The following is a 24242-nucleotide window of genomic DNA, read 5'->3' on the forward strand; positions in this document are numbered from 1 at the left end:
CATCACCCCGCATTGGCGAGCTGCGCCCGCCGGTTCTCGGCCCGCTTCCGGCGAAGCGCGGCCCTGGCCTTGGCCATCATGTCCTGATCCCACTGCGCCGGCACATCGGTGCCGAAAAGGCGCAGCACCTGTTCGTAGACCGGCGCCACCAGCGCGCCGATGCGCGCCCTCTGTTCCGGGCTCATCGCGCCCGAGCCGCCCTGGCGCACGGATTTCTCATAATCCCCGGCCACGAACCCGACCCCGAGGAACGCGCACAGCCGTTCAATGGTCGCGTCCTCGAACAGCGTCTCGTAGAACAGGAACAGCAGCCGGTCTTCCCCCACCTGGCGCCGCAGCGCGCGCACGGTGTCCTGATAGGACGTCCGCCGCAGGATGTGCCGCTGCCCTCCGGCTTCCAGCTTGTCGAGGATCTCGTCCGCGCTGATCTGTCGGGTCTTCCGCCGCATCCATTCGTCGCGCACCATCCGGATATGCGACCAGGTGCGCGAGATCGGGTCGCGCAGGATGAAAAGGAATCGCGCATTCGGGAAATCCTCGGCCATGCGGGCGAACGCCGCGCCCGGCATCACCGCGTAATCCGGCGTGATATCCGCCACCACGGCCTCGCCCTGCCATCCCTGCAGCACCACGTCGCGATACCTGTCATGGGTCGCGCTGGTATCGTCATGCATCGCCACCAGCGCCGCCACCAGATCGCCCGACGTCACGTCCCCCGGATTGTGCGCCGTCCTGAGACGATGCAGCCCAAGCTTGCGGCTCGCCATCCGCGCCAGCCCCCGGACCGCTCCGCCGCGACGGATCCGCCGAAGATGCTTGCGGCGCCTGTCGGCGAAACCGGCCTGCCGCGGATCGAGGCGCGCATTGAAATAGTGAAGCTCCTTGACCGGCGGCACGTGCACCTCCGGGTGCCGGCTCAGATAGTCATAAAGCCAGGTCGTCCCTGCCTTCTGCGCACCGACGCAGAACAGCCAGGCCGGCGCGGTCTCCCGCTCAGCGTCCCCGCCTGCGCCCCGCGTGCCGCGAAGGCCCGTTTTGGCTCCGGCACCGCCCGTCATACGCCTTCTCCCACCGACAGCACCTGGTAGGCGTCCCGCCATTTCTGCGGAACCTTCCGGCCAAAACGGTCGAAAGCGAAATCATATTGCGCCTGCAGCCGCTCGGTTGCTTCGCGGCGCAAAGCCGCGGGCATGGCCAGGCTCTTGCTGGCATTCACTTCCTTGCCGAAATCCGGGCTGCCGGGCGCGATGCCCAGGAAACCGGCGATCGCTTCGGTCGTGTCCGCGGTAAACAGATCCTCGTAGAAACCGTAGAAGATATTGTCCACCGGCACCGCGGCCTCCAGTTCGGTGATCGTCCGGCGATAGTTCGATCGATGCACAGGGTTCTCCGCCAACTCGGTCAACTCGCGCTTGAACTGGGCGACGACGGCCGCCGCGAAATCGGTCCGCGCCTCGGCCGCATCGCGCAGCGCATAGCGCGCCACCGACCACAGCCGTTCGACCGGATCGCGCAGCAGCAGGATGAACTTGCTCTTCGGTGACAACGCCGCCATGCGGGCAAAGCCCGCCCGGTCCAGCATCGAATAGGACGGCGTGATATCCATCACCACCGGCTCACCCGCCCGGCCGGCCTGCATCCAGTCAAGATAGGCCCTGTCATCGCCGCTGTCATCGATCAGCAGGCGCAGGTGCTCCAGCCGGCCCTGCAGGCGTTCGATCAGATCCGGCAGAAGCGCATCGTTGCCATCCGCCAGCCGCGCCGCCTGGCGCGCAATCGCCCGGCGCGCCTGCATCTGGCGATGCGTCTGCCCGGGAATGTACTTGTCGAAGTAGTGAACCTCTTTGAGCTGCGTGCGCCGGTCACCGCTGTGAAAGCAGGGAACATGCACGTCCGACCGGCCCGACAGCCAGTCGAACAGCCAGGTCGTGCCCGCCTTCTGCGTGCCGATGCCAAAGACCAGCGTGGGCATCCCGTCCCCGTCACGGCCCGTGGCGTTATCGCGGCTCAGGTCACTCAAGCGTCGGCGTCCTTTTCGTCGCCCGGAAGGATGTATTCCGCCCCCTCCCAGGGGGACATGAAATCGAACTGGCGGTATTCCTGCACCAGCGTCACCGGCTCATAGACCACCCGCTTCTGCGCCTCGTCATAGCGCACCTCGGTATAACCCGTGGTCGGGAAATCCTTGCGCAGCGGATGGCCGCGGAAGCCATAGTCGGTCAGGATCCGGCGCAGGTCCGGGTGGCCGGTGAAGAGGATCCCGAACATGTCGAAGGTTTCGCGCTCGAACCAGTTGGCGCTGGGATGCACCTCGGTGATCGACGGCACCATCTCGTCCTCGCGGATCGACACCCGCAGCCGGATGCGGTGGTTCTGGTACATGCTCAGAAAATGATAGACCACGTCGAACCGCTTGGGCCGCTCGGGGTAGTCCACCCCGGTGATATCGATCAGGGTCGAGAACCGGCAGTCGCGGTCTGTCTTCAGGAACTCCACCAGGCCGACAATCGCGCTCGGCGCCACGTCGACATTCAGCTCGCCATGGGAAACATCCCAGCCCAACACGCAATCGGGCCGCTTGGCCTCGATATGTGCGCCCAGCTCCTTGAGTGCCTCGCTCATCGTCTTGCCCCTTCCCGCGCCCGTCCGGCGCAGCCTTGCTCTTGCGCCTCAGCGCACGATGGTTCCCGTCCGCCGGATCTTCCGCGCCAGCTGCATCACGCCGTAGACCAGCGCCTCCGCCGTCGGCGGGCAGCCGGGGACATAGACATCGACCGGCACGATCCGGTCGCAGCCCCGCACCACCGAATAGCTGTAGTGGTAATAGCCCCCGCCATTGGCGCAGGATCCCATCGAGATCACGTAGCGCGGCTCGGGCATCTGGTCATAGACCTTGCGCAGCGCCGGCGCCATCTTGTTGGTCAGCGTGCCGGCCACGATCATCACGTCCGACTGGCGCGGCGATGCCCGCGGCGCCACCCCGAACCGCTCGAGGTCATAGCGCGGCATCGAGGCATGCATCATCTCGACCGCGCAGCAGGCCAGCCCGAAAGTCATCCAGTGCAGCGACCCGGTGCGGGCCCAGTTGACGATGTCTTCCGTGGTGGTCAGCAGGAAGCCCTTGTCTTGCAACTCGGCATTCAGCGCCTGGGTTGCGACCTCGGGGTCGGCCCCGGCGGTGTTAGCTCCGGTCATGACCATTCCAGCGCCCCCTTCTTCCATTCATAGGCGAAGCCGATGGTCAGCACGGCCAGGAACACCATCATCGACCAGAAGCCCAGCATGCTGACATCCTTGAAGGCCACCGCCCAGGGGAAAAGCATCGCGATTTCAAGGTCGAAGATGATGAACAGGATCGACACCAGGTAAAACCGCACGTCGAACTTCATCCGCGCATCGTCGAAGGCGTTGAAGCCGCATTCGTACGCCGACACCTTCTCGGGGTCGGGGTTGCGCACCGCCAGAACCACGGCGGCGAGGATCAGCACGATCCCGAGAGCGATGGCAATGGCGAGGAAAATGAGAATGGGAAGGTATTCCCTGAGCATCCCGTCCGCGAGGTCCACGATGAAAGCTCCTTTTACCGGCTGTTTCACGGCCCTTATGTCCGTGAAATCTTGAGCTTCGGTTTACCCCCGCCCCCCGGCAGGGTCAACCGAAGCCCGGACATATTCTGACCGGCGAACGTGTTGCCGAAATGGGCGTATACGATGGCACACAGCCCTTTGTTTGCAAGGCTTTCGCGGCACTGCAGCATCGGTCGCGCCCACGCACCGCCGGCGAAACCCGCAAAGAAACATTTCACAGGACTGTTTTTCCGGCGCCGCAAGGCCCGACTCGCCCGGCTTTTGGACCCCCGGCCCGGCCGCGGCGGCCCCCGCACGGCCAGGCCGGCGGGGGCCGCGCGGCATCACTCGACGCGCAGTTCGCTGCGCTGTCCCGCGGTCACCGTCAGCGGCACGTCCTGGTCGGCCCGGTCGCTCTCGTACTGCACCGTCACCAGATAGTCCCCGGCCGACAGTGTCACGTTGAATGCCTCGCCGTATTTGCCCGCCAGCCGCTTGCGCTTGCCCTGGATGTCGGCCGGGCCCAGCACGTCGATCCGGTACGCCCCCGGTGCATCGATCCCCGCCACCCCGGCGTTCAGATCGATGCTGACCTCGGTCCGCTTGCCGGCGACGACCGCGAACGGCGCACTCTCGGCCACCGCCTCGTCCAGCTTCGCGCGCAACACATAGCGCCCGGCCGGCAGGTCGAAGGCCTTGCTGCCATACACCCCCTGGATCACCTTGCGTTTACCGGTGATGTCGGCCTCGGGGCTCAGCGCGTCGAAGCGGATCTGGCCGCTGTCCACCACCGGCCCGCCGGCGGCATAGACCGCGCCGGGCATCACCACGCCCGACCCGACCACGACGTCGATCTGCACCGTTTCGCCCGCGGCCAGCGTCACCACCTGTTCCGCCGTGGCCTTGCCCTGGCGGCCGGTCACCGTGACCTCGCCCGCCGGCATGTAGAACCGGCCCGAGCCATAGGCGCCGTCCTTCAGCTTGCCCGCAATCACGTCCACCCGGATGGTCTTGTCGGCCTCGGCATCGCCCTCGGCGCGCTTGCCCACGGCCTCGATGATCCCGGCATTCAGCACGATGTCCCGGACGGTTTCCTCGGTGGCGCTCAGCGTCACCCGCTGGCGTTGCTCGACCTTGCCGACCCGCAGCGCCAGTTCGTACTCGCCCGCCGGGACCGAAGCCCGGAACTCTGCCGCATACCGCCCGTCGGTCGCCCGTTTCTCGACCTTGCCGGCCGCGTCTACCGCGCGCAGATCCCAGCGGATGTTGGGCTCGTCCAGCACCGGGCCCCCCTCCGCCAGGTAGGTTCGGGCGGTCAGGTTGAACTCGGGCGCCGCCGGTTCCGGTTCAGGCTCCGGTTCGGGCGCGGGCTCAGGCGCTGCCTCGACCTTCACCACCGTTTCCTCCAGCGCCCGGCCCAGCGCCTCGGCATTGCCGGCCTCGAAATACCGCCCGCCGGTCTCGTCCGCCAGGCAGGCCACCTGCGCGCCTTCTTCCGCCGACAGGCCGAACCCGACCACATGCGCGGTGAAATCCACGCCCAGCTGTTCCAGCTCGCGGCCCAGCGCACAGGGGTCGGCGTTGCAGGTCTCCAGCCCGTCTGTAACCAGTATCACCGTCGCCTTGTCTTCGGTAAAGCGCAGCGCCTCGGCCGCCTGCCGCACCCCGGCCGAGAGCGGTGTCTTGCCCTTCGGGCTGACCCCGTCGGCGAAGGAAATGATGGCCGCGGCGGTTCCGGCCTGCGGCTTCACCGCCAACTCGATATCGCCGCAATCGCCCTTGCGCCGGTGACCATAGACAATCAGCCCCAGTTCGTTACCTTCAGGCACCTGTCCCAGCACCTCGCGCAGGGTCTCGCGGGCAATCTCGATCTTGGCACGCCCTTCGATCTGGCCCCACATCGAGCCCGAACCGTCCAGCACGATCATGCTGCGCTCCTGTGCCGCTGCCGCTGTCGGCAGCGCCATCCACGCAGCCAGGACGAAACCCGTCACAATCCGATAGATCATGGCAAACTCCCCAAGAGAATCCGGCCGCCGCGCGGTCCGTCGGACGCAGGTTAACACCTCAGCGCCGGTTCGCCCAAGTCCGAACCGTCCAAGCTCCGCACCACGGTTCGGCCGCGCGCGGCGTTAACTGAACGAACCGTTAATGCCTGACGATTTCACTCGCAATACAGGCGGCCAGCCAGCCTGCCAGCCAGGCTGCCATACCGGCGATTTTGACCGTGCGGTGCCATTAACCCCCGGGCGTTGCCCAGGGCGCGGGCCGCTTGTCGAAGAAGGCGGCAATACCCTCTCTCGCCTCCGTTCCCTCCCAGGTCGCCACCAGCCGGTCGATGGTGGCGTCGATGATCTCGGGGGTGATCGCCGGGCCCAGCATCCGGGCCAGTCGCTTCGATTCCGCCACCGCACCGGGGGCCGCACTTAGATAGGGCGCGACCTCTGCCTCGACCGCCGCATCGAGCTCGTCCGCGGCCACCACTCTCGAAAGAAGATTAAGTTTTTCAGCCTCTTGTGCGTCGAAGATGCGGGCCGACATGAACACCTTGCGGGCATGCGTCTCGCCCATCCGGGCCAGCACGTAAGGGCTGATCGTCGCCGGGATCAGTCCCAGCCGAACCTCGGTCAAACCGAACTTGGCACCTTCGGCCCCGACCGCCACATCGGCGACCGACATCATGCCGATGCCGCCGCCGAAGGCATTGCCCTGCACCCGGGCGATTAACGGTTTGGAAAGGGTGTTGAGGGCATAAAGCGCCATCGCCAGTTTGCGCGCCTCGGCGCGGCGCTGCTCGGCCTTCGCCGCCATCTGCGCCTGCATCCAGCGCAGATCGCCGCCGGCGCAGAAGCTCTTGCCTTTCGCGGCAAGGATCACGACGCGCACCGCGTCATCTTGGTCCAGCGCCTTGGCCGCGCTGGACAATTCTTCGATCATCTCGCCCGACATCGCGTTGTGCTTGTCGGCCCGGTCGAGCCACAGCGTCGCCACCCCGCGCGCGTCCGTCTCGAGGTTCAGTGTCTCATACATCGGCTTTGTCCTCTCGCATTTTCCGCGCCATTTCCCCTGCCTTTTCAAGCACTTGCCGATCAAGCCCGGTATCATATCCAAGTTCGTTCAACCGGTCATGCACGGCCTCTGTCGCCACGTTGCCGGCCGCACCCGGGGCATACGGGCAGCCGCCAAGCCCGCCCACCGCGGCGTCGAACACCCGCAGACCGCGCGCCAACGACACATCGATATTGGCCAGCGCCCGCCCGGCGGTGTCGTGGTAATGCCCGGCCAGCTTGTCAGCCGGCACCACATCCAACACCGCGTCCAGCATGGCGTCGATCGTTTCCGGCCGGCCCTGCCCGATCGTGTCGCCGAGGCTGATCTCGTAGCAACCTTTTTTCAAAAGCAAATCCGCGACATAGGCCACTGTCGCCGGATCGGTCGGGCCGTCATAGGGGCAGTCGGTGACGCAAGAGATATAGCCCCGCACCGGCAGCCCGATCGCTTTCGCCGCTGCAATCACCGGCTCGAACCGGTCGATGCTCTCGGCAATGCTGGCATTGATATTGGCGCGCGAAAAGCCTTCCGAGGCCGACCCGAACACCGCGATCTCGTCGGCCCCCGCCGCCACCGCCGCTTCGAAGCCGCGCATGTTCGGCGTCAACGCCGCATAGCGCACCCCCGGCGCGCGCGTGATCCCCGCCAGCACCTGGGCCGAGTCGGCCATCTGCGGCACCCATTTCGGGCTAACGAAACTCGCCACCTCGATCCGCCGGAACCCGGCCTCACTCAACAGATCGACCAGCGCGATCTTCTCCTCGGTCGGGATCAACCGTTTTTCGTTCTGCAGCCCGTCGCGCGGCCCCATCTCGAATATCTCAACGTATTCTGCCACTTGCACCTCCCCCTTCATCCCGCCAGGAAAATCCCCGCGAGGAGCTTCCGCCGTCCCGGCTCACCCTTCCGGCACCTCATAGAACTCGCGGTCATAAAACTGCTGCAACCCCTCCGTCTCGAGCGCCCGCTGATAGGCCGGCCTTGCCTCGATCCGTGCCTTGTAGGCCGAAAGCGCCGGGAACCGGTCGAAATGCACGTAGTGACGCGCCGATTCCAGGGTGAAACCCATCATCGTATCGGCCGCCGAAAAGCCGCGCGCCAGCAGGTAATCCTGCGCTGCAAACAACCGTTCCAAAGGCTTCAGAGAGATCGCCAACCGTTTGACTTCAATACCGATTACCGTTGGCGAACGCATTGACGGGTCGGGCAAGAAAACCTGCTGCAGATTGAGGTTCTGGATCAGCACCCCCACCGTCTCGGCATAATGCAGCCAGGTCAGATACTTGGCGCGCTCGGGCTCGCCCGGCATCGGGGCCAGCCCCGCCTGCGGATGAGTCTCGGCCAGGTATTCCACGATCGCACCGCTTTCAAACAATACCTGCCTATCAATCTCCAGAACCGGCACCCGTCCCGCCGGGCTCAGCCCCAGGAACTCCGGATTACGCAGATCACCCTTGGCAATGTCATAGGAGATCACCTCCGGCTCCAGTCCCAGCTCGTACAGCAGCCACAACACCCGGAACGAGCGCGAGCCCGCCACGCTGTGCAGCCTGATCCCGTCTGCCCTCATCTCGCGCCACTCCTCGTCATGTGTGGTTCAGCACCGGCTGGCGCTGCACCCTGGCAGCGGCCAACGATTTCACGATAATCCGCGTCGTCTGCACCGCAGGGCGCGACGACGCCGTTCCTGCCTGCCGAAGCGGCCGGGGCACAGGAGCGGGGTGCCGCCCCGAGACAGCAGGACAAATTGCACTCACGCGGCGTCCTCCGCGTCCTCTTCCAGACGAATGAGCGCCGCGCCGGCTTCCACCTGTTCCCCGTTCCCGACCAGCACTTCGGCCACCACCCCGTCACGGGCCGCCAGCAAGGCATGCTCCATCTTCATCGCCTCGAGCACGGCCAGCCTGTCCCCGGCGGAAACCGCCTGACCGGCGACCGCGAAGACCGCCTTGACCAGCCCCGGCATCGGTGCCTCGATCAGCCCCGATCCGGCGCTACCCGCCATAGCCCGGTCCAGAGGGTCGACAACGCGGAAGGCCCGGCCATAGTCCGCAAACACCGTCACGACTCCGCCGATCAAAACCCAGGGTGCGGCCGGGGTGCCGTCGAAACGCCAGCCGTTCTGCCACACGGCTTCCACCGCGCGATCGCCGGTCTGGATCCGCACCGTGCCGCCGGGTTGCACCATGACGGCCAACTCCTGCGGCTCATCGTCCCAATCCAGTGTTACACGACGCCGCGCCGGCAGCCACAACGCGAAACCCCTGTCCCAACCTGGCGCGTCGAGCAGGTTCAGCGCCGCCATCGCCGCCTGTGCGATTACCTGCGGCCCCGGCTCCGACACCGTGACAAGCCGATCGAGATCGCGTGCGATCAAACCGGTATCGACCTCCCCTCTCGCGAATCCCGCGTGCCCGCAAAGCGCGCCCAGGAACGCAAGATTCGTCACCGTGCCGGCCACCTGCGTTTCGCGCAGCGCCTGCGCCATCTTCTTCAGCGCGACCTCGCGCGTCGGCCCATGGGTGACGAGTTTTGCGATCATCGGATCGTAGAAGGGCGAAATCGTGTCGCCCCCCCGCACGCCGCTATCGGCGCGGGCGCCGGCGGCAAAGCGCAGATGTGACAGCGTTCCGGTCGCTGGTAGGAAGCCCTTGGGCACGTCTTCGGCATAGAGCCGCGCCTCGAAGGCATGGCCGGTGATGCAGAGTTGGTCCTGTGTCATCGGCACCCCCTCGCCCGACGCGACGCGCAACTGCCATTCCACCAGGTCGATGCCGGTGATCGCCTCGGTGATGGGATGTTCCACCTGCAGGCGGGTGTTCATCTCCATGAACCAGAACCCGTCAGGCCGCAGCCCCTTTGACCCGTCGACGATGAACTCGACTGTGCCAGCTCCCTTGTAGCCGATCGCCTCCGCCGCGCGCACCGCAGCGTGCCCCATCGCATCGCGCATCTCAGCGGTCATGCCCGGGGCCGGCGCTTCCTCGATCACCTTCTGGTGTCGGCGCTGCAGCGAACAGTCGCGTTCGAAAAGATGCACCGCCCTTTCGCCGTCGCCGAAAATCTGTACCTCGATATGCCGGGGCTGGGCGACGAACTTTTCGATCAGCACCGCCGGGTTGCCGAACGCTGTTTTCGCCTCACCCCGCGCACTGGCCAGCGCATCCATGAATTCCTCCGGTTTCTCGACCAGCCGCATACCCTTGCCGCCGCCGCCCGCCACCGCCTTGATCAACACCGGATAACCGATGGCATCCGCCGCGCCCGACAGATGCTCGGGGTCCTGGTTGTCGCCATGGTATCCCGGCACCACCGGCACCCCGGCCGCCTCCATCAATTTCTTCGCCGCATCCTTCAGCCCCATCGCGTCGATCGCCCTGGCCGACGGTCCGATGAAGACAAGCCCGGCCGCCTCGACCGCGCGGACGAAATCGGGGTTTTCGCTGAGGAAGCCGTAGCCCGGATGGATCGCCTGCGCTCCGGTGGCGAGCGCCGCCTCGATGATACGCTCGCCGCGCAGATAGCTTTCCGCCGGGGCCGAGCCGCCGATATGCACCGCCTCGTCCGCGGCGGCCACATGCACCGCGCCGGCGTCGGCGTCGGAATAGACCGCCACCACCTTCACCCCCATCGCGCGCGCGGTCTTGGCCACGCGGCAGGCGATCTCGCCCCGGTTGGCAATCAGGATCTTGTCGAACATGTCGTGTCTCCTTCGCAATCAGTTCGGGTCGCCTGCCTCTGCCGTTACACGCAACCGCGCCATTTCGAATATTCCCTCAGACCCAGTCTGACCACATCATGCCTTGGCTTCCTCGACCATCGCCCGCAGCAGCGCTTCCGTATCGCCGTCGAACGCCACCAGCACCACGCGCATACCCGCGTCCTTCAGCACCCGCACCGCGATCCGCGCTGCCCGGTCTTTGGGAAAGCCATAGACTCCGGTCGAAATCGCCGGGAAAGCAATACTGTCACAGCCTTTTTCCCGCGCAAGCGTCACGCTCTCGCTGTAACAAGAGGCAAGCAATTCGTCCTCACCGGCCGTGCCACCCCGCCAGACCGGTCCCACCGTGTGGATGACCCATTTCGCCGGCAGGCGGTAGCCTCGCGTTATCCTGGCCTGGCCGGTCGGACAGCCACCCAGCCCACGGCATTCCGCCAGCAGGTCCGGTCCGGCGGCGCGGTGAATCGCCCCGTCCACCCCACCCCCGCCGAGAAGCGAGGAGTTCGCCGCATTGACGATCGCATCCACCCCGAGCGTGGTGATATCCCCGCGCCAGACCTCGATCATTCTTCCTCTCCGTTCCAATCGGATTTCGTAAGATCGAACCGCATAACCCGCTCCGTCATCACAGGCACCACCCATCACGCGCCCCGCCCGCGTAGGAACGGGCATATCCCGCACGGATCATCGCGGGACCGACGTCGCGACCATCAAGCCGCATACGCACCAGCCGCCTGTCGTATTTGTCGCGGCCGACGGCCGTGACCGAGACACGGCGCGCCGTCCAGAATCGCCAGCGCAATACATAGGTCGCCCGGATCGCGAGGACGAACTCGTGTAGGCAGCGGGCCTTGTATTCCGGCGTGTCAAAGCCAAGCAACCGGCCCGATCCGTAACCCGATGTCGGACAGCTCAGTTTCACCGTGTCCCCATCGACGATACGCCAGACACGACACCCTGTGTTTTGCTTTGTCAGGCTCAACCCCGCATCAATAACACTGGGAAAAACTGCAACGCTCAGGATGGCAATCGCCACGAAAAGTCCCATCTTTCCGCGCCAGTTGCGCCTCCGAGGACGCCGTGGCGGCAGTCCCATGTCGAGTTTCCTGGCCCGTGGATAGTCGCGGCTGAACGTAAAGATGTTGTTGCGGCGTGTCATGCAAACGCCTCCACCAGCCGGAACCGTTCTACCACCATCTCGATGCCTGGCGTGAACCCCACGCCGCGGTCCAGATACGACCTGTAACCTCGTCGCCAATCCGCGAGATGGGAGAATTCGCCCTGGTCTGCCACCAGTTCTTCGCTCATCGTCTCGAACGGCAGGATCAGCACCTCCACCGTCTCCACCGCGCAAACCGGGCACCAGTCCCAGTCACAGGCGATATCCACTCGGCCGACCTCAGGCAAAGCCTCTCCCCGCGCCTGGAATCCCTTGAGCGCATCGCAGGTCACCGTTTTGGCGCCGCTCCGCACCAGCGCCAGGATTTGCGCATTTAGGACCGACCCGTCACCGTAGCGGAACGCAACCGCTCCCGGAAATCGCATCAGAGCCTGATCGAGCTCCATCACGCCGCTCCCAACCGCTTGCACCAGTCGATCCGGCCACCGCCGGCATAGGGCACCGCCAACCTCTCGGCGATCATTCGCTCAGCCACGTCCTGCCCGTCGACACTCAGCCGGATCAACCAGCGGCCGTATTTGTCCGTTCCGCGCCGGCGGTAGGTGACAACTCCCTGACGCACCAGCGCCCTCAGGCGCGCTGTCGCCGCGTTACCTGCCACCCGTTCGGCCTCGCAGCCCGCATCGCGGGTCTCGGGAGCATCCAGCCCCTGTAACCGGGCCGTGACTTCGCGCCCACCACAATCCAGCGCCACGGTATCCCCGTCATAGACGTAGCTCACCCCGCAGGTATTGGCCTGCCCGCCGCGCGCCTGCCAGCGCACGATGTAAAGCCATACCGCCAGCGTCGCCGCGGTCAGGATCAAGGCCCGCGCCAAGATCACCATCGCGACATCGCCTCCCGCGCCTCGCGCATCATCCGCGTCACGATGTCCTCCGCCGGCAGGATCTCGTGGATCAGCCCGACGGTTTCCCCCACAATCGCCGGAGCGACCTCAGGGTCGCCCGCCGCGACGCCGCGCGCGTATTCGGCTCGTGCCGTGTCCGATACCGGTCCCTCCGGTTCGCCCTCCCAGCGCCGGATCCAGTTGTTACGCAAGGTGCGGACGTTCCAGTCGCCCGGCCAGTCAAAGCCGCGCGCCATATCCGGCAAGGATGAGCGCACCGTCGCATCTCCGTTTGCGGCCAGTGCCGCATCGTGCTGCGCACCCGCCACCAGCGCCTCGCGGCTGGCCCAGAACCGCGTCCCGACATTGACCCCGTCGGCCCCCAGCATCAGCGCCGCTGCCAGACCGCGCCCATCGGCAATGCCGCCCGCCGCCAGCACCAGCGCGCGACCTGCCACCAGGTCGACGACCTCAGGCACCAGCGTCAGTGTCGCCCGACCCGAGCCGTGCCCGCCGGCCTCGGCGCCTTGCACCACGACGACGTCAGCACCGGCCGCAAGCGCCTCGCGCGCCGCCGCCAGCGTCTGAATCTGCGCGACCAACGGCACGCCGGCCGCCTTCACCTTGTCGGCAAAGGGCGCCAGATCGCCGAATGACAGGAACACCGCGCGCGGCCCCCGCGCCAGCGCCCGGTCGAGCAGTTCCGGCCGCTCCGCCAGCCTCCAGGTGATGAAACCCACGCCGACAGCCGCGTCACCCGCCAATTTCCACTGGTCCTCGATCCAGTCGCCGTCGCCATATCCGCCGCCGATGAAGCCAAGCCCCCCGGCGCGGCTGACTTCAGCCGCCAGGCGGCCGCCACCGGCAAAGGCCATCGGCGCGCTGACAATCGGCGCACGCAGCCCGAAGGCCCGCGTCAACGGAGTCTCTATCGGCAGATACGCCATCACATCCCCTCGCTGCCGGCCAATTTTTTTCGAAGAATCTTTCCAGGAAAATTTGGAAATTCCTGGTCCGCCTCACGCATCGCTCTCGCCCCCGGCATAGCAGGCCACCATGCGGCGGATCAGGCCTTGAGCGTCCAGCTCGCTCATATCGGCCACGCGCATCCCGTTTTCGCGGGCGTAGAGCACAACCATCGCATTCACCCCCAGCCGCACGTCCTCCAACTCGAAACGCAGCGCCTCATTGCTCATGCCGCGTGCGAAATAGCTCTGCAGCTCTTTTTTGCCGCGTAGCCAGCCGTCTGCCCGCCCCAGCCGCTTCACCACCAGCGGTGAGCAAATCTCGACCTCCTCGGCATAATGCGCCATCACCGCTTCCAGGTCGCGCCGGTTCCAGGCCGCCACCCAATCGCGCGCCTTGTCCTCTGCCTGGCCCTGGGTCAGAATGCTCACATCCGGAACACGCCGAAACGTGTCTCCTCGATCGGTGCATTCAGCGCCGCACGCAGGGACAGGGCCAGCACATCGCGGGTCTTGCGCGGATCTACAATGCCGTCGTCCCACAGCCGCGCACTGGCATAGAGCGGGTGGCCCTGCTCTTCGAACATCTCGATCGTGGGGCGCTTGAACTCGGCCTCCTCCTCGGCGCTCCAATCCTCGCCCGCGCGCACCATCGCGTCGCGTTTGACGGTGGCCAGAACGCCCGCCGCCTGCTCGCCGCCCATTACGGAAATGCGGCTGTTGGGCCAGGTCCACAGAAAGCGCGGGCTGTAGGCGCGACCCGCCATGCCGTAGTTGCCCGCTCCGAACGAGCCGCCTACCAGCATGGTGATCTTCGGCACCTGCGTGCAGGCCACCGCCGTGACCATCTTGGCGCCGTGCCGGGCAATGCCCTCGTTTTCGTATTTCCGGCCGACCATGAAGCCGGTGATGTTTTGCAGGAAGACCAGCGGTATCTTGCGCTGCGAACACAGCTCCACGAAATGCGCGCCCTTGACCGCGCTTTCGCTAAAGAGCACGCCATTGTTGGCGACGATCCCAATCGGAATGCCTTTCACCTGGGCAAACCCGCAGACCAGCGTTTCGCCGAACCGCGCCTTGAACTCATCGAAGCGGCTTCCATCCACGACCCGCGCGATCACCTCGCGGATGTCATAGGGCGTGCGCAGATCGGCCGGCACCACGCCCAGGATTTCCTCGGGATCGAAAGCCGGCTCCTCCCAGCTTTCTGGTAAGACGCGCGACGGTCCGACCGGACCGGCGAGCGAGGCCACCGCGCGCCGCGCCAGCGCCAGCGCATGGGCATCGTCCTCGGCCAGGTAATCCGCCACGCCGGACAGCCGCGTGTGCACGTCCCCGCCGCCCAGATCTTCGGCGGTCACGACCTCGCCGGTCGCGGCCTTCACCAGCGGCGGACCGGCGAGGAAGATCGTGCCCTGCTCCTTGACGATGATCGACACGTCCGACATCGCCGGCACATAGGCGCCACCGGCGGTGCACGATCCCATCACCACCGCGATCTGCGGAATGCCCATCGCGCTCATGTTGGCCTGGTTGAAGAAGATCCGGCCGAAATGCTCGCGATCGGGGAAGACCTCGTCCTGGTTAGGCAGGTTGGCGCCACCGCTGTCGACCAGATAGATACAAGGCAGATGATTCTGCTCGGCGACTTCCTGGGCGCGCAGGTGCTTTTTCACCGTCATCGGGTAATAGGTGCCGCCCTTCACGGTGGCGTCGTTGCACACCACCATAACCTCGCGGCCATGTACCTGCCCGATGCCACAGATGATCCCCGCGCAGGGCGCTGCGCCGTCATACATCGCATGCGCCGCCGTCACGCCGATCTCGAGAAAAGGCGAGCCGGGATCGAGCAGGTTCGCCACCCGCTCCCGCGGCAACATCTTGCCGCGGCTGACATGTCGTTCGCGTGCCTTCTCGCCGCCGCCCGCGGCTGCCAATTCAGCGGCTTCCTGCGCAACGCGCAATGCGTCCAGATGCCCCTCGCGGTTCGTCTTGAACGCGTCCGAAGACGGTATGGCTTGGGATTGCAGTTTCATTCAATCACTCTCGTCTGAAGTAAGTCCGACTTGCCGCGCCAGGCTACGCAGTTCCACGAACCGCAAGCCAACTTCAAGAAAACCACAGCTTCCCTGTGTCCCGGCAGAGCCGCAACCCGTATAGGTATACTCTTCCCCTCCAAGCGCCCGCTTCAAACGCCGCTCGAAAAGGCTCTGCTCCCGCGGCTTAAACCCATGCGGGGCCTCCGAACCAGCAAGCCGAGCCGAAAGCGCTTCGCTCCGCGCCAGCGCATCCCGTTCCAGCCCTTCCAAACAGGGCGTAACGGCAGCATCTTCTCTGGTCGTTCGGCAATAGTGCTCTGCCAAGTTGACGCAATCCATCTCCCGGGCCTGCGCGCCCGGCGCATCGGCGGAAATCGACAGGCACTTCATGAACCAATCCGGCACATCGAGCGTCGCTGTCTCTTCCGCTTGGACCTGAAAAGACAGCGCGATCGTTATCGAGCAGGAAACGGCAAGCCAGGATAGCCTCATCCCATCAGCCCCATCAATTCACGGCCTACCAGCATGCGGCGGATCTCGGACGTCCCCGCCCCGATCTCCATCAGCTTGGCGTCGCGGAAGATGCGGCCCACCGGGTTGTCGGAGAGGTACCCCGCCCCGCCAAAGGCCTGCACCGCCTGGTGCGCCACCTTCATCGCCTCTTCACTGGCGTAAAGTACACAGGCCGCTGCGTCTTGGCGGGTGACCTGTCCCCGGTCACAGGCCTTGGCGACCTCGTAGACATAGGCCCGCGACGAGTTCATCGCGGTATACATGTCGGCGATCTTGCCCTGCATCAGTTGAAAGTTGCCGATCGGCTGGCCGAATTGCTGGCGCTCCTTCATGTAGGGCATCACCTCGTCAAGGCAGGCCGCCATGATGCCGGTGCCGATGCCGCTGAGCACCACGCGCTCGTAGTCGAGCCCCGACATCAGCACGCGCACGCCCTTGCCTTCCTCGCCCAGGATGTTCTCGAACGGCACCTCCACGTCCTCGAAGATCAGTTCGGCGGTGTTCGAGCCGCGCATGCCCAGTTTGTCGAAATGCGGAGAGGTCGAGAACCCTTTCATCTCCTTCTCGACGATGAAAGCGGTAATGCCCTTCGAGCCCGCCTCCATGTCGGTCTTGGCATAGACCACCAGCGTATCGGCATCGGGACCATTGGTGATCCAGTACTTGTTGCCGTTGAGTACGAAGCGGTCATTCTTCTTGTCGGCGCGCAGCTTCATGCTGACCACGTCCGACCCGGCGCCGGGCTCGCTCATCGCCAGCGCGCCGACATGTTCGCCGGAAATCAGGCCGGGAAGGTACTTGTGCTTCTGCTCCTCGCTGCCGTTGAGCTTGATCTGGTTGACGCAGAGGTTCGAATGCGCCCCATAGGACAGCGATACCGAGGCAGAAGCGCGCGCGATCTCTTCCACCGCAATGACATGCGCGAGATAGCTCATCCCCGCGCCGCCATATTCTTCCGGCACGGTGACGCCAAGAAGACCCAGTTCGCCAAACTCACGCCACAGTTCGTTGGGGAATTCGTTGGCAGCGTCGATCTCGGCCGCCATCGGCTTGATCCGCTCTTGCGCCCAGCGATGCACCATCTCCTGCATCGCCATGATGTCCTCGCCCAGATCGAATTTCATCGCCCCCATGAACATGGGTTGCCCTCCAGTTTATTGAACAGTTGTTCATTTCCTAGCCGATCGCCCGATTCGGATCAACAGCTTCGGCATCACCCGAGCGGGCGCAGCCGAGCCAGAAGCCAGACCAGGCTCATCAGGACCGGCTGGTGAACGAGATAGACAATCAGGCTGTGCCGCCCCGGCCAGGCCAGCCACCGCATCACCGCCTGGGGCGGACCAGCCTGCCGCAACGGTTCAATCAAGCCTCCGCGATCCGCCAGCCGGGCAACCGCGAGCCCCGCCAGCGCCGGCCCCGCCCAGGGAAACACCGGTACGAAATCGAGCGTCGGCGGCACTTGCGTCGCGAGTCCGGTCCAGATCAGCCAGGGATGATCGAACCCCGGCCCCGTCAGAAACCCAGGCGCCACCCATACCGCCGCCGCAGCGGCGAGCGTCACTCCGGACGGCAGCCGCAAAAAGGCCAGCCCAACCACTCCCGCCACCGCGATGCAGTGCAAAATGCCAAAGAAGACGAAGATTTCGGGCACCGCTATACGGGTGGCCAGCGTCACCAGCGCCGCCGCCCCGGCGACCAGCGCCAGCCGCCGAAGAAATGCCCGCGGCCGCACTCCGCCGCTATGGGCCAGCCACAGGCTGACCCCGGACAGGAAAATAAAACTCCCAGCGATGCATTGCGCAAAAAGCTGCCACGGCGGCGAGCCGATCGTTCCCCGTGCGATCAACCCGAACATCTCGAGATCAAAGGTGAAATGGAACACCACCATCGCCAGCAACGCGGCGCTGCGCGCCAGATCGAGCGCGACGATCCGGCTCAAGCCGTTTCGCCCTGGTAGACCGCGCCGACTTCGGCCCGGATGATCCGGGCGATCAGTGCACAATCCTCGAGACTGAAGGTCAACGGCAAGCGCATGTCGAGGATCGCCTTCAACACCCGGTCGCTGGCGGGCATCCGTGTGCTTGGCGCATAGCGCCAGCTGTCATAGCGGCTGGTGAACCCGCTGGGCTCCGCCCCACCGAACCATTTCAGCTCCACCCCGCGGGCCGCACAGCGCTCCATCACCGCGGCGATTTTCTCCTCGGCCCAATCGAACAGCAGGAACTGGATCGACGACCCGACGAAATACTCTTGCTCAGGCCGTTCGACAACCGTCAGCCCCGGGGCGCCTCGCAGGCCGGCTTCCACCGCGCGGTAGCGCGCGTTCCAGGCCTCGCATTGCGCTTTCAGGCGCTTCAGCTGCGGTCGCAGGATCGCTGCCCGTAAATTATCCATCCGGCCTGAAACATTGGGTGTGTGGTACTTTACCCGTTCGAACACCTCCGGCCCGGGCGCGGCAAGGTGTCGACCATAAAGCATGTAGGACCCCGAAAGGATCACGGCCCGCGCCGCGATCTCGTCGTCATCAGTTACCAGAAAGCCGCCTTCGCCCGAGTTGAGATGCTTGTAGGTCTGGGTCGAGTAACACCCCACGAGACCGTCCGTACCGCTGAACCGCCCCCGCCATTTTGCCCCCATCGTGTGGGCGCAATCCTCGATTACCTTCACGCCGGCCGCATCGCAGATCGCCATCAGCCGGTCCATGTCCGCGAGATGCCCACGCATATGGCTCAGCATCAACACATCCGCCTGTCCTGCCTTGCCGGCCAGATCGTCGAGATCGATCACCAGTTGCTCCGTGACCCCGACGAAAACCGGCATCGCGCCGATGCTGGCGATCGCCCCCGGCACCGGGGCCAGGGTGAAGGCATTGGTCAACACCCGGTCGCCGGGCTTGACCCCAACCGCCCGAAGGGCACAAGCCAGGGCATAGCCGCCCGAGGCCACTGCGACGCAGTACGTCGCCCCGATTGCGGCGGCGAACTCCTGTTCCAGCAGGGCGACTTCACCAGGATCGTCGCCCACGACGTTGTAGCGGTGAAGTCGTCCACTCTTCATCACGGCAACCGCCGCCTCGATCGCCTCGTCGGGGATCGGCTCCTGCTGGGTGAAGTTGCCGGTGAACTTTTCCATGGCTTCTGTTCTGCGTTGCCCGCGCGCTGGCGTCAACGTTGCCGTCAGGTGCCGGCTGTCATGCGCCCCGTGCCAGCAATCTCGCGACCACGCCCGGCAACTCACCGAACGCCGCGATCAGCGCCTCGGGTTGCAGCGCCGCCATGTCTTCGCCTGATGGCCCAAATGTGACCAGGATGCAGGGTACACCCGCTGCCCGCGCGGTCTTGCGATCGGTGTCGCTATCGCCCACCAGGCAGGTCAGCTCTGGCCGCCCCCCGGCTCGCCGCGCCGCCTCCAAGAGCGGCTCGGGATCGGGCTTTCGCTGCGGCAGCGTATCGGCCCCGACCAGCGACGCAAACGCCTCGCGCACCCGAAGGCTGCGCAGCAACCTTTCGGCCAGCGCCTCGGGCTTGTTGGTGCAGATGCCAACGCCGAACCCGGCTCCGCGCAACGTCTCGACCGCCTCCATGGCGCCGGGATAAAGCGCCGTGTGGCGATCGATGTCCTCGGCATAGGCCTCCAGTAGCCGTGGATACCAGCGCTCGATCACCGCATCCTCGGCCGCGCCGAGTCGTTCAAGCCCGAGACGCAGCATCGCCTTGCCACCGCGCAACGCGGTGCCTGCATCCCGCCCCGCATCGAGCATGTCGCCCACCCCCATCTCGCGGAAACAGGCATTTGCCGCGGCAATCAGATCGCCACTGGTATCGGCCAGCGTCCCATCGAGATCGAAAATCACTGTCTTCATGCCTGCCCCTTTCGGCACGAACCTGCCGCCGCCCGTCACATTCCGCAATCTATATTGAACGCGGCCACCCTTGCCTCGCGCCTCCAACCGGATAAAACGTCCGCCAAGGCAATAACAAGAGAAACCTTGATGAGCACCGCTTTGATCATTCTCGCCGCGGGGCAAGGCACGCGGATGAAATCCGATCTCCCGAAAGTTCTGCACGAGGTCGCCCATGCACCGCTGCTGGTGCATGCGATGAAATCCGGCGCCGGGTTCGACCCCGAGCGAACCGTAATTGTGGCCGGCCATGGCGCCGAGCAGGTCGCCGCGGTCGCGCGCGACTTCGATGACCGCGCCGAAGTCGTGCTTCAGGAGAAACAGCATGGCACCGGCCATGCCGTGCTCTGCGCCCGCGATGCGCTCCAAGGCTTCACCGGCGACGTTATCGTGCTTTATGGCGACACGCCCTTCATCCGCCCTGAAACGCTCGAGAAAATGGCCGAGGCGCGGCAAACCCACGATGTCGTGGTGTTGGGGTTCAAAGCCTCCGATCCGGGACGTTACGGCCGGCTGATCATGGCCGGAGACGTGCTGGAAGCGATTGTCGAGCACGCCGATGCATCGATTGAGGAACGCGCCATAAACCTCTGTAACAGCGGGGTTGTTTGCGCTTCGAATGAGACGTTGTTCGGATTACTCGAAGGCGTGAGCAATGACAATGCCAGCGGCGAATACTACCTTACCGACATCGTCGCCATCGCCCGCGCCCGCGGCCTTTCGGCCACAGCCGTGACCTGCGACGAGACCGAAACCTTGGGCGTCAATTCCCGCGCTCAGCTGGCCGAGGCCGAGGTGGCCTTCCAGGCTCGCACCCGCGCCGAAGCGCTGGACAACGGCGTCACGATGCAGGCCCCGGATACGGTGTTTTTCGCGCATGACACCGTGATCGGCCGCGATGCGCTGATCGAGCCAAACGTCGTCTTCGGACCCGAGGTGACCATTGAGTCCGGCGCCCGGATCCGTGCCTTTTCACATCTCGAAGGCTGTCACGTTAGCCGCGGCGCCGTTGTCGGCCCGTTCGCCCGCCTGCGTCCTGGGGCAGAACTTGCCGAAAACGTCCATGTTGGCAATTTCGTCGAAATCAAGAACGCGACACTTGCCGAGGGCGCCAAGGCCAATCATCTGACCTATCTCGGCGACGCCAGTGTTGGCCAAGACACCAATATCGGCGCCGGCACCATCACCTGCAACTATGACGGCGTGATGAAACACCGCACCGAGATCGGCGCGCGCAGCTTCATCGGCTCGAACACCATGCTGATCGCGCCGGTCAAGGTCGGCGACGAGGCGATGACCGCCACCAGCACCACGGTCAACAAGGACGTGCCCGATGGCGCCATGGCGATCGGCCGCGCCGACCAGGTCAACAAGCCGGGCATGGCGCGCAAGCTGATGGACATGCTCCGGGCCAAGAAAGCCAAGCGCTTGAAGGAGAGCAAGTAAATGTGTGGAATCGTTGGCGTCTTGGGCGATCACGAAGCTGCCCCCCTGCTGGTCGAGGCACTCAAGCGGCTGGAGTATCGCGGTTATGACAGCGCCGGCATCGCTACGCTGAACGATGGGGCTCTCGACCGCCGCCGCGCTGTCGGCAAGCTGGTGAACCTCTCCGACCTTCTGGTGCATGAGCCGCTGCCCGGCAAAGCCGGCATCGGCCACACCCGCTGGGCCACCCACGGCGCCCCTACCGTCGACAATGCCCACCCGCATCGCGCCGGTCCGGTGGCCGTGGTCCACAACGGCATCATCGAGAATTTCCGCGAGATCCGCGCCGAGCTCGCGGCCAAGGGTATTGATTTCAGCACCGAGACGGACACCGAGACCGTGGCCTTGCTGGCGCAATGCTACATGGACCAGGGGCTTTCCCCGCGCGACGCTGCTTACGAGACGGTCAAACGCCTTGAAGGCGCTTATGCGCTCTGCTTTCTGTTCGACGGCGAACCGGACCTGCTGATCGCCGCCCGTCAAGGCTCGCCTCTGGCCATCGGTTATGGCGAAGGTGAGATGTTTGTCGGCTCCGACGCCATCGCGCTGGCTCCCATGACGGACCGGATAACCTATCTTGAAGAGGGCGATTTCGCCGTTATTTCAAGAACCTCAGCTGAAATCCTCGACAAGGCTGGAAGCCCCGCTAACCGCGAGATCCGCACCGTCGCCATCGACGCGGCCCAAGTCGACAAGGGCGGACACAAGCACTTCATGGCCAAGGAGATCGCCGAACAGCCACGTGTGATCGGCGAGGCGATCATGCACTACCTCTCCGCCGATGGCCGCTCTATCGTCCTGCCCGAAAAAGGCATCGATTTCACCAAAATCGACCGCCTTACCATGGTCGCCTGCGGCACGGCTTTCTATGCCTGCCTGACCGCGAAATACTGGTTCGAACAACTGGCCGGCCTGCCGGTCGATGTCGATATCGCGTCCGAATTCCGCTATCGCGAACCGCCGATCCCGGCCCGCACGGCAGCGCTGTTCGTCAGCCAGTCCGGTGAAACCGCAGACACGCTCGCCGCCCTGCGCTTCTGCGACGGCAAGGCCGCGACCATCCTGTCGGTGGTCAACGTGCCGGAAAGTTCGATCGCGCGCGAAAGCGACCTCGCCCTCCCGATCCTCGCCGGTACCGAAATTGGGGTGGCGTCGACCAAGGCCTTCACGTGCCAGCTCACCGTTCTGTTGATGCTCGCGCTCAAGGCCGCGCATGATCGCGGCGCGCTCGATCACGAAGCATTGGCCGATCACCTATCGAAGCTTCGCGCGCTGCCCTCCGCCTTCAATACGGCGATGGAGCAAGCACAGCCGATGGCCGCCGCTGCGCGCAAGCTGGCCGAGGCCAGCGACATCCTGTTCCTGGGGCGCGGCCTGATGTATCCTCTCGCCCTGGAAGGAGCGCTGAAACTAAAGGAAATCAGCTATATACATGCCGAGGCTTATGCGTCCGGAGAGCTTAAGCACGGCCCTATCGCCCTAATCGACAAACACGTTCCAGTGGTCGTCATGGCCCCGAAGGACGGGCTTTTCGACAAGACCGCTTCGAACATGCAGGAGGTGATCGCTCGGGGCGGTCGCGTCGTACTCATCACCGACCGGGCTGGTGCCGCCGAGGCCGCGGAAGATGCCTGGATCACCCTGCTGATGCCACAGGTTCCACCTCTGCTCGCTCCCATCCTCTATGCCTTGCCAGCCCAGCTTCTCGCCTATCACACGGCGGTGGCCAAGGGCACGGATGTCGACCAGCCCCGCAACCTCGCCAAATCGGTGACAGTGGAATAATGGCCACACAGTTCCCCGCCTTTGAGCCCCAGCACATCGCCTTCATCGAAGAACAACACATTTTTTTCGTCGGCACCGCAGCCCCAGACGGACGTGTAAACCTCTCGCCCAAGGGTTCTGACAGCCTGCGCGTGCCCGGGCCAAACCGAATCCTGTGGCGCAACCTGACCGGCTCGGGCAACGAAACCGCCGGCCACCTGATGCAAGCCAACCGCATGACGTTGATGTGGTGCGCCTTCACCACCCGACCGCTCATTCTGCGCGCTTATGGCGCTGCCCGAACCATTCATAGCGATGACCCCGAGTGGGTCGAGCTCAACAGCCATTTCCCGCCCCATATCGGCGCCCGGCAGGTCTATGACATGGCGATCGACCTGGTACAGACCTCCTGCGGCTACGCCGTGCCGCTCATGGATTTCCGCGCTGACCGCGACACGCTCGATATTTGGAGCGAGGACCGCGGCGCAGACGGAATCCGCACCTATTGGGACAAGAAGAACGGCCAGACTATCGACGGCGCTCCGACACGATGACGCTGGATGACGCGCTCGCCGCCCTCCGCGACTTGATCGAACCTGGCCGCGCCGAGGGCCAGGCGAAATACCATAAGCAGAGCCGCGAGGTTCTCGGCGTCCCCAACCCTGCCCTTAACGATCTGACCAAGATTTGGCGCCAGTCGCTGACGGTCGAAGAGCGCGTCGCGCTCGCCGATCAGCTTTGGAAAACCGACATCTTTGAAGCTCGCATCGCCGCCGCCAAGCTACTGACCCAGGCGCGCATCCGCCCGGATGACGCGGTCTGGACGCTGATCCAGAGGTGGGTGCCTGAGTTCGACAGCTGGGCGATCGCCGATCACGCCTGCATGGCCGGTCAGAAGCGGCTGATGGCCGATTCAACCCGCATCGCCGACGTGGAGTCCTGGACCCGCTCGGATCACTTGTGGACTCGCCGAGCTGCGCTGGTCATCACTCTGCCTTGGACAAAGCAGAACCATCCCAAGCCGCAAGATCTCGAAATCCGTGACCGCGTACTGGACTGGGCGGCGACCTATGTGGACGATCCCGACTGGTTCATCCAGAAGGCGGTGGCCTGGTGGTTGCGCGACCTATCGAAACATGACCCTGCCCGCACTCGCGCGTTTCTGACCACCCACGGCGACCGGATGAAACCCTTCGCCCGAAAGGAAGCCGGGAAATACCTCTGAGCCAGG

At 65.0% G+C, this 24242-nt stretch carries 26 protein-coding genes; 4 read left to right on the forward strand and 22 right to left on the reverse strand.

Annotation, left to right across the window (positions count from 1 at the left end; genetic code table 11):
• Positions 1-2: 2 nt before the first annotated feature.
• The 22 genes from NO357_RS16180 to NO357_RS16285 form a co-directional block, all read right to left on the reverse strand.
• On the reverse strand, positions 3-1058 hold the full coding sequence (locus NO357_RS16180; protein ID WP_306736746.1) for a sulfotransferase family protein: 1056 nt from the start codon (positions 1056-1058) through the stop codon (positions 3-5).
• The gene (locus NO357_RS16185) at positions 1055-2020 is read right to left on the reverse strand and encodes a sulfotransferase (protein WP_306736747.1); all 966 of its coding nucleotides are present in this window, start codon (positions 2018-2020) and stop codon (positions 1055-1057) included. Before NO357_RS16185 ends, NO357_RS16180 begins: the two co-directional genes overlap by 4 nt.
• The gene (locus NO357_RS16190) at positions 2017-2622 is read right to left on the reverse strand and encodes an NADH-quinone oxidoreductase subunit C (RefSeq protein ID WP_306736748.1); all 606 of its coding nucleotides are present in this window, start codon (positions 2620-2622) and stop codon (positions 2017-2019) included. Before NO357_RS16190 ends, NO357_RS16185 begins: the two co-directional genes overlap by 4 nt.
• A gap of 48 nt (positions 2623-2670) precedes the next feature.
• Positions 2671-3201, reverse strand: coding sequence for a NuoB/complex I 20 kDa subunit family protein (locus tag NO357_RS16195; RefSeq protein WP_306736749.1), 531 nt, complete (start codon positions 3199-3201; stop codon positions 2671-2673).
• Entirely contained in the window at positions 3192-3548 is a 357-nt protein-coding gene (locus NO357_RS16200; RefSeq protein ID WP_306736903.1) for an NADH-quinone oxidoreductase subunit A, read from the reverse strand. The genes NO357_RS16195 and NO357_RS16200 overlap by 10 nt, the downstream gene beginning before the upstream one ends.
• Before the next feature lie 362 nt (positions 3549-3910).
• Complete coding sequence (locus NO357_RS16205) at positions 3911-5575, reverse strand: vWA domain-containing protein (protein ID WP_306736750.1); 1665 nt, start codon at positions 5573-5575, stop codon at positions 3911-3913.
• Between the two features lie 229 nt (positions 5576-5804).
• Positions 5805-6596, reverse strand: a complete 792-nt coding sequence (locus NO357_RS16210; RefSeq protein ID WP_306736751.1) for a crotonase/enoyl-CoA hydratase family protein — start codon at positions 6594-6596, stop codon at positions 5805-5807.
• On the reverse strand, positions 6589-7455 hold the full coding sequence (locus tag NO357_RS16215) for a hydroxymethylglutaryl-CoA lyase (protein ID WP_306736752.1): 867 nt from the start codon (positions 7453-7455) through the stop codon (positions 6589-6591). The genes NO357_RS16210 and NO357_RS16215 overlap by 8 nt, the downstream gene beginning before the upstream one ends.
• A 60-nt stretch (positions 7456-7515) precedes the next feature.
• The gene (locus tag NO357_RS16220) at positions 7516-8187 is read right to left on the reverse strand and encodes a glutathione S-transferase family protein (protein WP_306736753.1); all 672 of its coding nucleotides are present in this window, start codon (positions 8185-8187) and stop codon (positions 7516-7518) included.
• 183 nt (positions 8188-8370) lie between these two features.
• A complete protein-coding gene (locus NO357_RS16225; RefSeq protein ID WP_306736754.1) occupies positions 8371-10317 on the reverse strand; it encodes an acetyl/propionyl/methylcrotonyl-CoA carboxylase subunit alpha in 1947 nt (648 codons plus the stop codon).
• A gap of 96 nt (positions 10318-10413) precedes the next feature.
• Positions 10414-10905 (reverse strand): O-acetyl-ADP-ribose deacetylase, encoded by a 492-nt coding sequence (locus NO357_RS16230; RefSeq protein ID WP_306736755.1) that lies wholly within the window; start codon positions 10903-10905, stop codon positions 10414-10416.
• Between the two features lie 58 nt (positions 10906-10963).
• Positions 10964-11497, reverse strand: a complete 534-nt coding sequence (locus NO357_RS16235) for a thermonuclease family protein (protein ID WP_306736756.1) — start codon at positions 11495-11497, stop codon at positions 10964-10966.
• Positions 11494-11904 carry an ASCH domain-containing protein gene (locus tag NO357_RS16240; protein ID WP_306736757.1) on the reverse strand — a complete coding sequence of 137 codons (411 nt, stop codon included), beginning with the start codon at positions 11902-11904 and terminating at the stop codon, positions 11494-11496. Before NO357_RS16240 ends, NO357_RS16235 begins: the two co-directional genes overlap by 4 nt.
• Positions 11904-12344: a thermonuclease family protein gene (locus NO357_RS16245; protein ID WP_306736758.1), complete on the reverse strand. Its 441-nt coding sequence runs from the start codon at positions 12342-12344 to the stop codon at positions 11904-11906. Before NO357_RS16245 ends, NO357_RS16240 begins: the two co-directional genes overlap by 1 nt.
• Positions 12338-13291 (reverse strand): NAD(P)H-dependent flavin oxidoreductase, encoded by a 954-nt coding sequence (locus NO357_RS16250; protein ID WP_306736759.1) that lies wholly within the window; start codon positions 13289-13291, stop codon positions 12338-12340. The genes NO357_RS16245 and NO357_RS16250 overlap by 7 nt, the downstream gene beginning before the upstream one ends.
• Before the next feature lie 72 nt (positions 13292-13363).
• Positions 13364-13741, reverse strand: a complete 378-nt coding sequence (locus NO357_RS16255; RefSeq protein ID WP_306736760.1) for a YybH family protein — start codon at positions 13739-13741, stop codon at positions 13364-13366.
• Positions 13738-15345 carry a carboxyl transferase domain-containing protein gene (locus NO357_RS16260; RefSeq protein ID WP_306736761.1) on the reverse strand — a complete coding sequence of 536 codons (1608 nt, stop codon included), beginning with the start codon at positions 15343-15345 and terminating at the stop codon, positions 13738-13740. The genes NO357_RS16255 and NO357_RS16260 overlap by 4 nt, the downstream gene beginning before the upstream one ends.
• The gene (locus NO357_RS16265; RefSeq protein WP_306736762.1) at positions 15346-15840 is read right to left on the reverse strand and encodes a hypothetical protein; all 495 of its coding nucleotides are present in this window, start codon (positions 15838-15840) and stop codon (positions 15346-15348) included. It abuts the gene before it with no gap.
• Positions 15837-17000: an isovaleryl-CoA dehydrogenase gene (locus NO357_RS16270; RefSeq protein ID WP_306736763.1), complete on the reverse strand. Its 1164-nt coding sequence runs from the start codon at positions 16998-17000 to the stop codon at positions 15837-15839. Before NO357_RS16270 ends, NO357_RS16265 begins: the two co-directional genes overlap by 4 nt.
• A 74-nt stretch (positions 17001-17074) precedes the next feature.
• Positions 17075-17800 (reverse strand): heparan-alpha-glucosaminide N-acetyltransferase, encoded by a 726-nt coding sequence (locus NO357_RS16275; RefSeq protein ID WP_306736764.1) that lies wholly within the window; start codon positions 17798-17800, stop codon positions 17075-17077.
• Positions 17797-18993, reverse strand: coding sequence for a DegT/DnrJ/EryC1/StrS family aminotransferase (locus NO357_RS16280; protein WP_306736765.1), 1197 nt, complete (start codon positions 18991-18993; stop codon positions 17797-17799). The genes NO357_RS16275 and NO357_RS16280 overlap by 4 nt, the downstream gene beginning before the upstream one ends.
• 58 nt (positions 18994-19051) lie before the next feature.
• Entirely contained in the window at positions 19052-19723 is a 672-nt protein-coding gene (locus tag NO357_RS16285) for an HAD-IA family hydrolase (protein WP_306736766.1), read from the reverse strand.
• 129 nt (positions 19724-19852) lie between these two features.
• On the opposite strand from NO357_RS16285, the gene glmU reads away from it, so the two are divergent.
• Genes glmU through NO357_RS16305 form a run of 4 tightly spaced genes read left to right on the forward strand, consistent with a single transcriptional unit; the run spans position 19853 to position 24236 of the window.
• The gene (gene glmU / locus NO357_RS16290) at positions 19853-21208 is read left to right on the forward strand and encodes a bifunctional UDP-N-acetylglucosamine diphosphorylase/glucosamine-1-phosphate N-acetyltransferase GlmU (protein ID WP_306736767.1); all 1356 of its coding nucleotides are present in this window, start codon (positions 19853-19855) and stop codon (positions 21206-21208) included.
• Entirely contained in the window at positions 21209-23032 is a 1824-nt protein-coding gene (glmS, locus tag NO357_RS16295) for a glutamine--fructose-6-phosphate transaminase (isomerizing) (RefSeq protein ID WP_306736768.1), read from the forward strand.
• Entirely contained in the window at positions 23032-23565 is a 534-nt protein-coding gene (locus NO357_RS16300) for a pyridoxamine 5'-phosphate oxidase family protein (protein WP_306736769.1), read from the forward strand. Before glmS ends, NO357_RS16300 begins: the two co-directional genes overlap by 1 nt.
• Entirely contained in the window at positions 23562-24236 is a 675-nt protein-coding gene (locus NO357_RS16305; protein WP_306736770.1) for a DNA alkylation repair protein, read from the forward strand. Before NO357_RS16300 ends, NO357_RS16305 begins: the two co-directional genes overlap by 4 nt.
• Positions 24237-24242: the final 6 nt, after the last annotated feature.

Source organism: Marimonas arenosa, assembly GCF_030848945.1.
Taxonomy (GTDB): domain Bacteria; phylum Pseudomonadota; class Alphaproteobacteria; order Rhodobacterales; family Rhodobacteraceae; genus Marimonas; species Marimonas arenosa.

Coding starts and splice junctions, on each gene's coding strand:
- NO357_RS16270 (WP_306736763.1), bottom strand. CDS start 17,000: ATGTTCATGGGGGCGATGAAATTCGATCTGGGCGAGGACATCATGGCG.
- NO357_RS16300 (WP_306736769.1), top strand. CDS start 23,032: ATGGCCACACAGTTCCCCGCCTTTGAGCCCCAGCACATCGCCTTCATC.
- NO357_RS16205 (WP_306736750.1), bottom strand. CDS start 5,575: ATGATCTATCGGATTGTGACGGGTTTCGTCCTGGCTGCGTGGATGGCG.
- NO357_RS16210 (WP_306736751.1), bottom strand. CDS start 6,596: ATGTATGAGACACTGAACCTCGAGACGGACGCGCGCGGGGTGGCGACG.
- NO357_RS16230 (WP_306736755.1), bottom strand. CDS start 10,905: ATGATCGAGGTCTGGCGCGGGGATATCACCACGCTCGGGGTGGATGCG.
- NO357_RS16245 (WP_306736758.1), bottom strand. CDS start 12,344: ATGGTGATCTTGGCGCGGGCCTTGATCCTGACCGCGGCGACGCTGGCG.
- NO357_RS16265 (WP_306736762.1), bottom strand. CDS start 15,840: ATGAGGCTATCCTGGCTTGCCGTTTCCTGCTCGATAACGATCGCGCTG.
- NO357_RS16250 (WP_306736759.1), bottom strand. CDS start 13,291: ATGGCGTATCTGCCGATAGAGACTCCGTTGACGCGGGCCTTCGGGCTG.
- NO357_RS16305 (WP_306736770.1), top strand. CDS start 23,562: ATGACGCTGGATGACGCGCTCGCCGCCCTCCGCGACTTGATCGAACCT.
- NO357_RS16190 (WP_306736748.1), bottom strand. CDS start 2,622: ATGAGCGAGGCACTCAAGGAGCTGGGCGCACATATCGAGGCCAAGCGG.
- NO357_RS16240 (WP_306736757.1), bottom strand. CDS start 11,904: ATGGAGCTCGATCAGGCTCTGATGCGATTTCCGGGAGCGGTTGCGTTC.
- NO357_RS16180 (WP_306736746.1), bottom strand. CDS start 1,058: ATGACGGGCGGTGCCGGAGCCAAAACGGGCCTTCGCGGCACGCGGGGC.
- NO357_RS16220 (WP_306736753.1), bottom strand. CDS start 8,187: ATGAGGGCAGACGGGATCAGGCTGCACAGCGTGGCGGGCTCGCGCTCG.
- NO357_RS16200 (WP_306736903.1), bottom strand. CDS start 3,548: ATGCTCAGGGAATACCTTCCCATTCTCATTTTCCTCGCCATTGCCATC.
- NO357_RS16260 (WP_306736761.1), bottom strand. CDS start 15,345: ATGAAACTGCAATCCCAAGCCATACCGTCTTCGGACGCGTTCAAGACG.
- NO357_RS16280 (WP_306736765.1), bottom strand. CDS start 18,993: ATGGAAAAGTTCACCGGCAACTTCACCCAGCAGGAGCCGATCCCCGAC.
- glmS (WP_306736768.1), top strand. CDS start 21,209: ATGTGTGGAATCGTTGGCGTCTTGGGCGATCACGAAGCTGCCCCCCTG.
- glmU (WP_306736767.1), top strand. CDS start 19,853: ATGAGCACCGCTTTGATCATTCTCGCCGCGGGGCAAGGCACGCGGATG.
- NO357_RS16285 (WP_306736766.1), bottom strand. CDS start 19,723: ATGAAGACAGTGATTTTCGATCTCGATGGGACGCTGGCCGATACCAGT.
- NO357_RS16195 (WP_306736749.1), bottom strand. CDS start 3,201: ATGGTCATGACCGGAGCTAACACCGCCGGGGCCGACCCCGAGGTCGCA.
- NO357_RS16235 (WP_306736756.1), bottom strand. CDS start 11,497: ATGACACGCCGCAACAACATCTTTACGTTCAGCCGCGACTATCCACGG.
- NO357_RS16225 (WP_306736754.1), bottom strand. CDS start 10,317: ATGTTCGACAAGATCCTGATTGCCAACCGGGGCGAGATCGCCTGCCGC.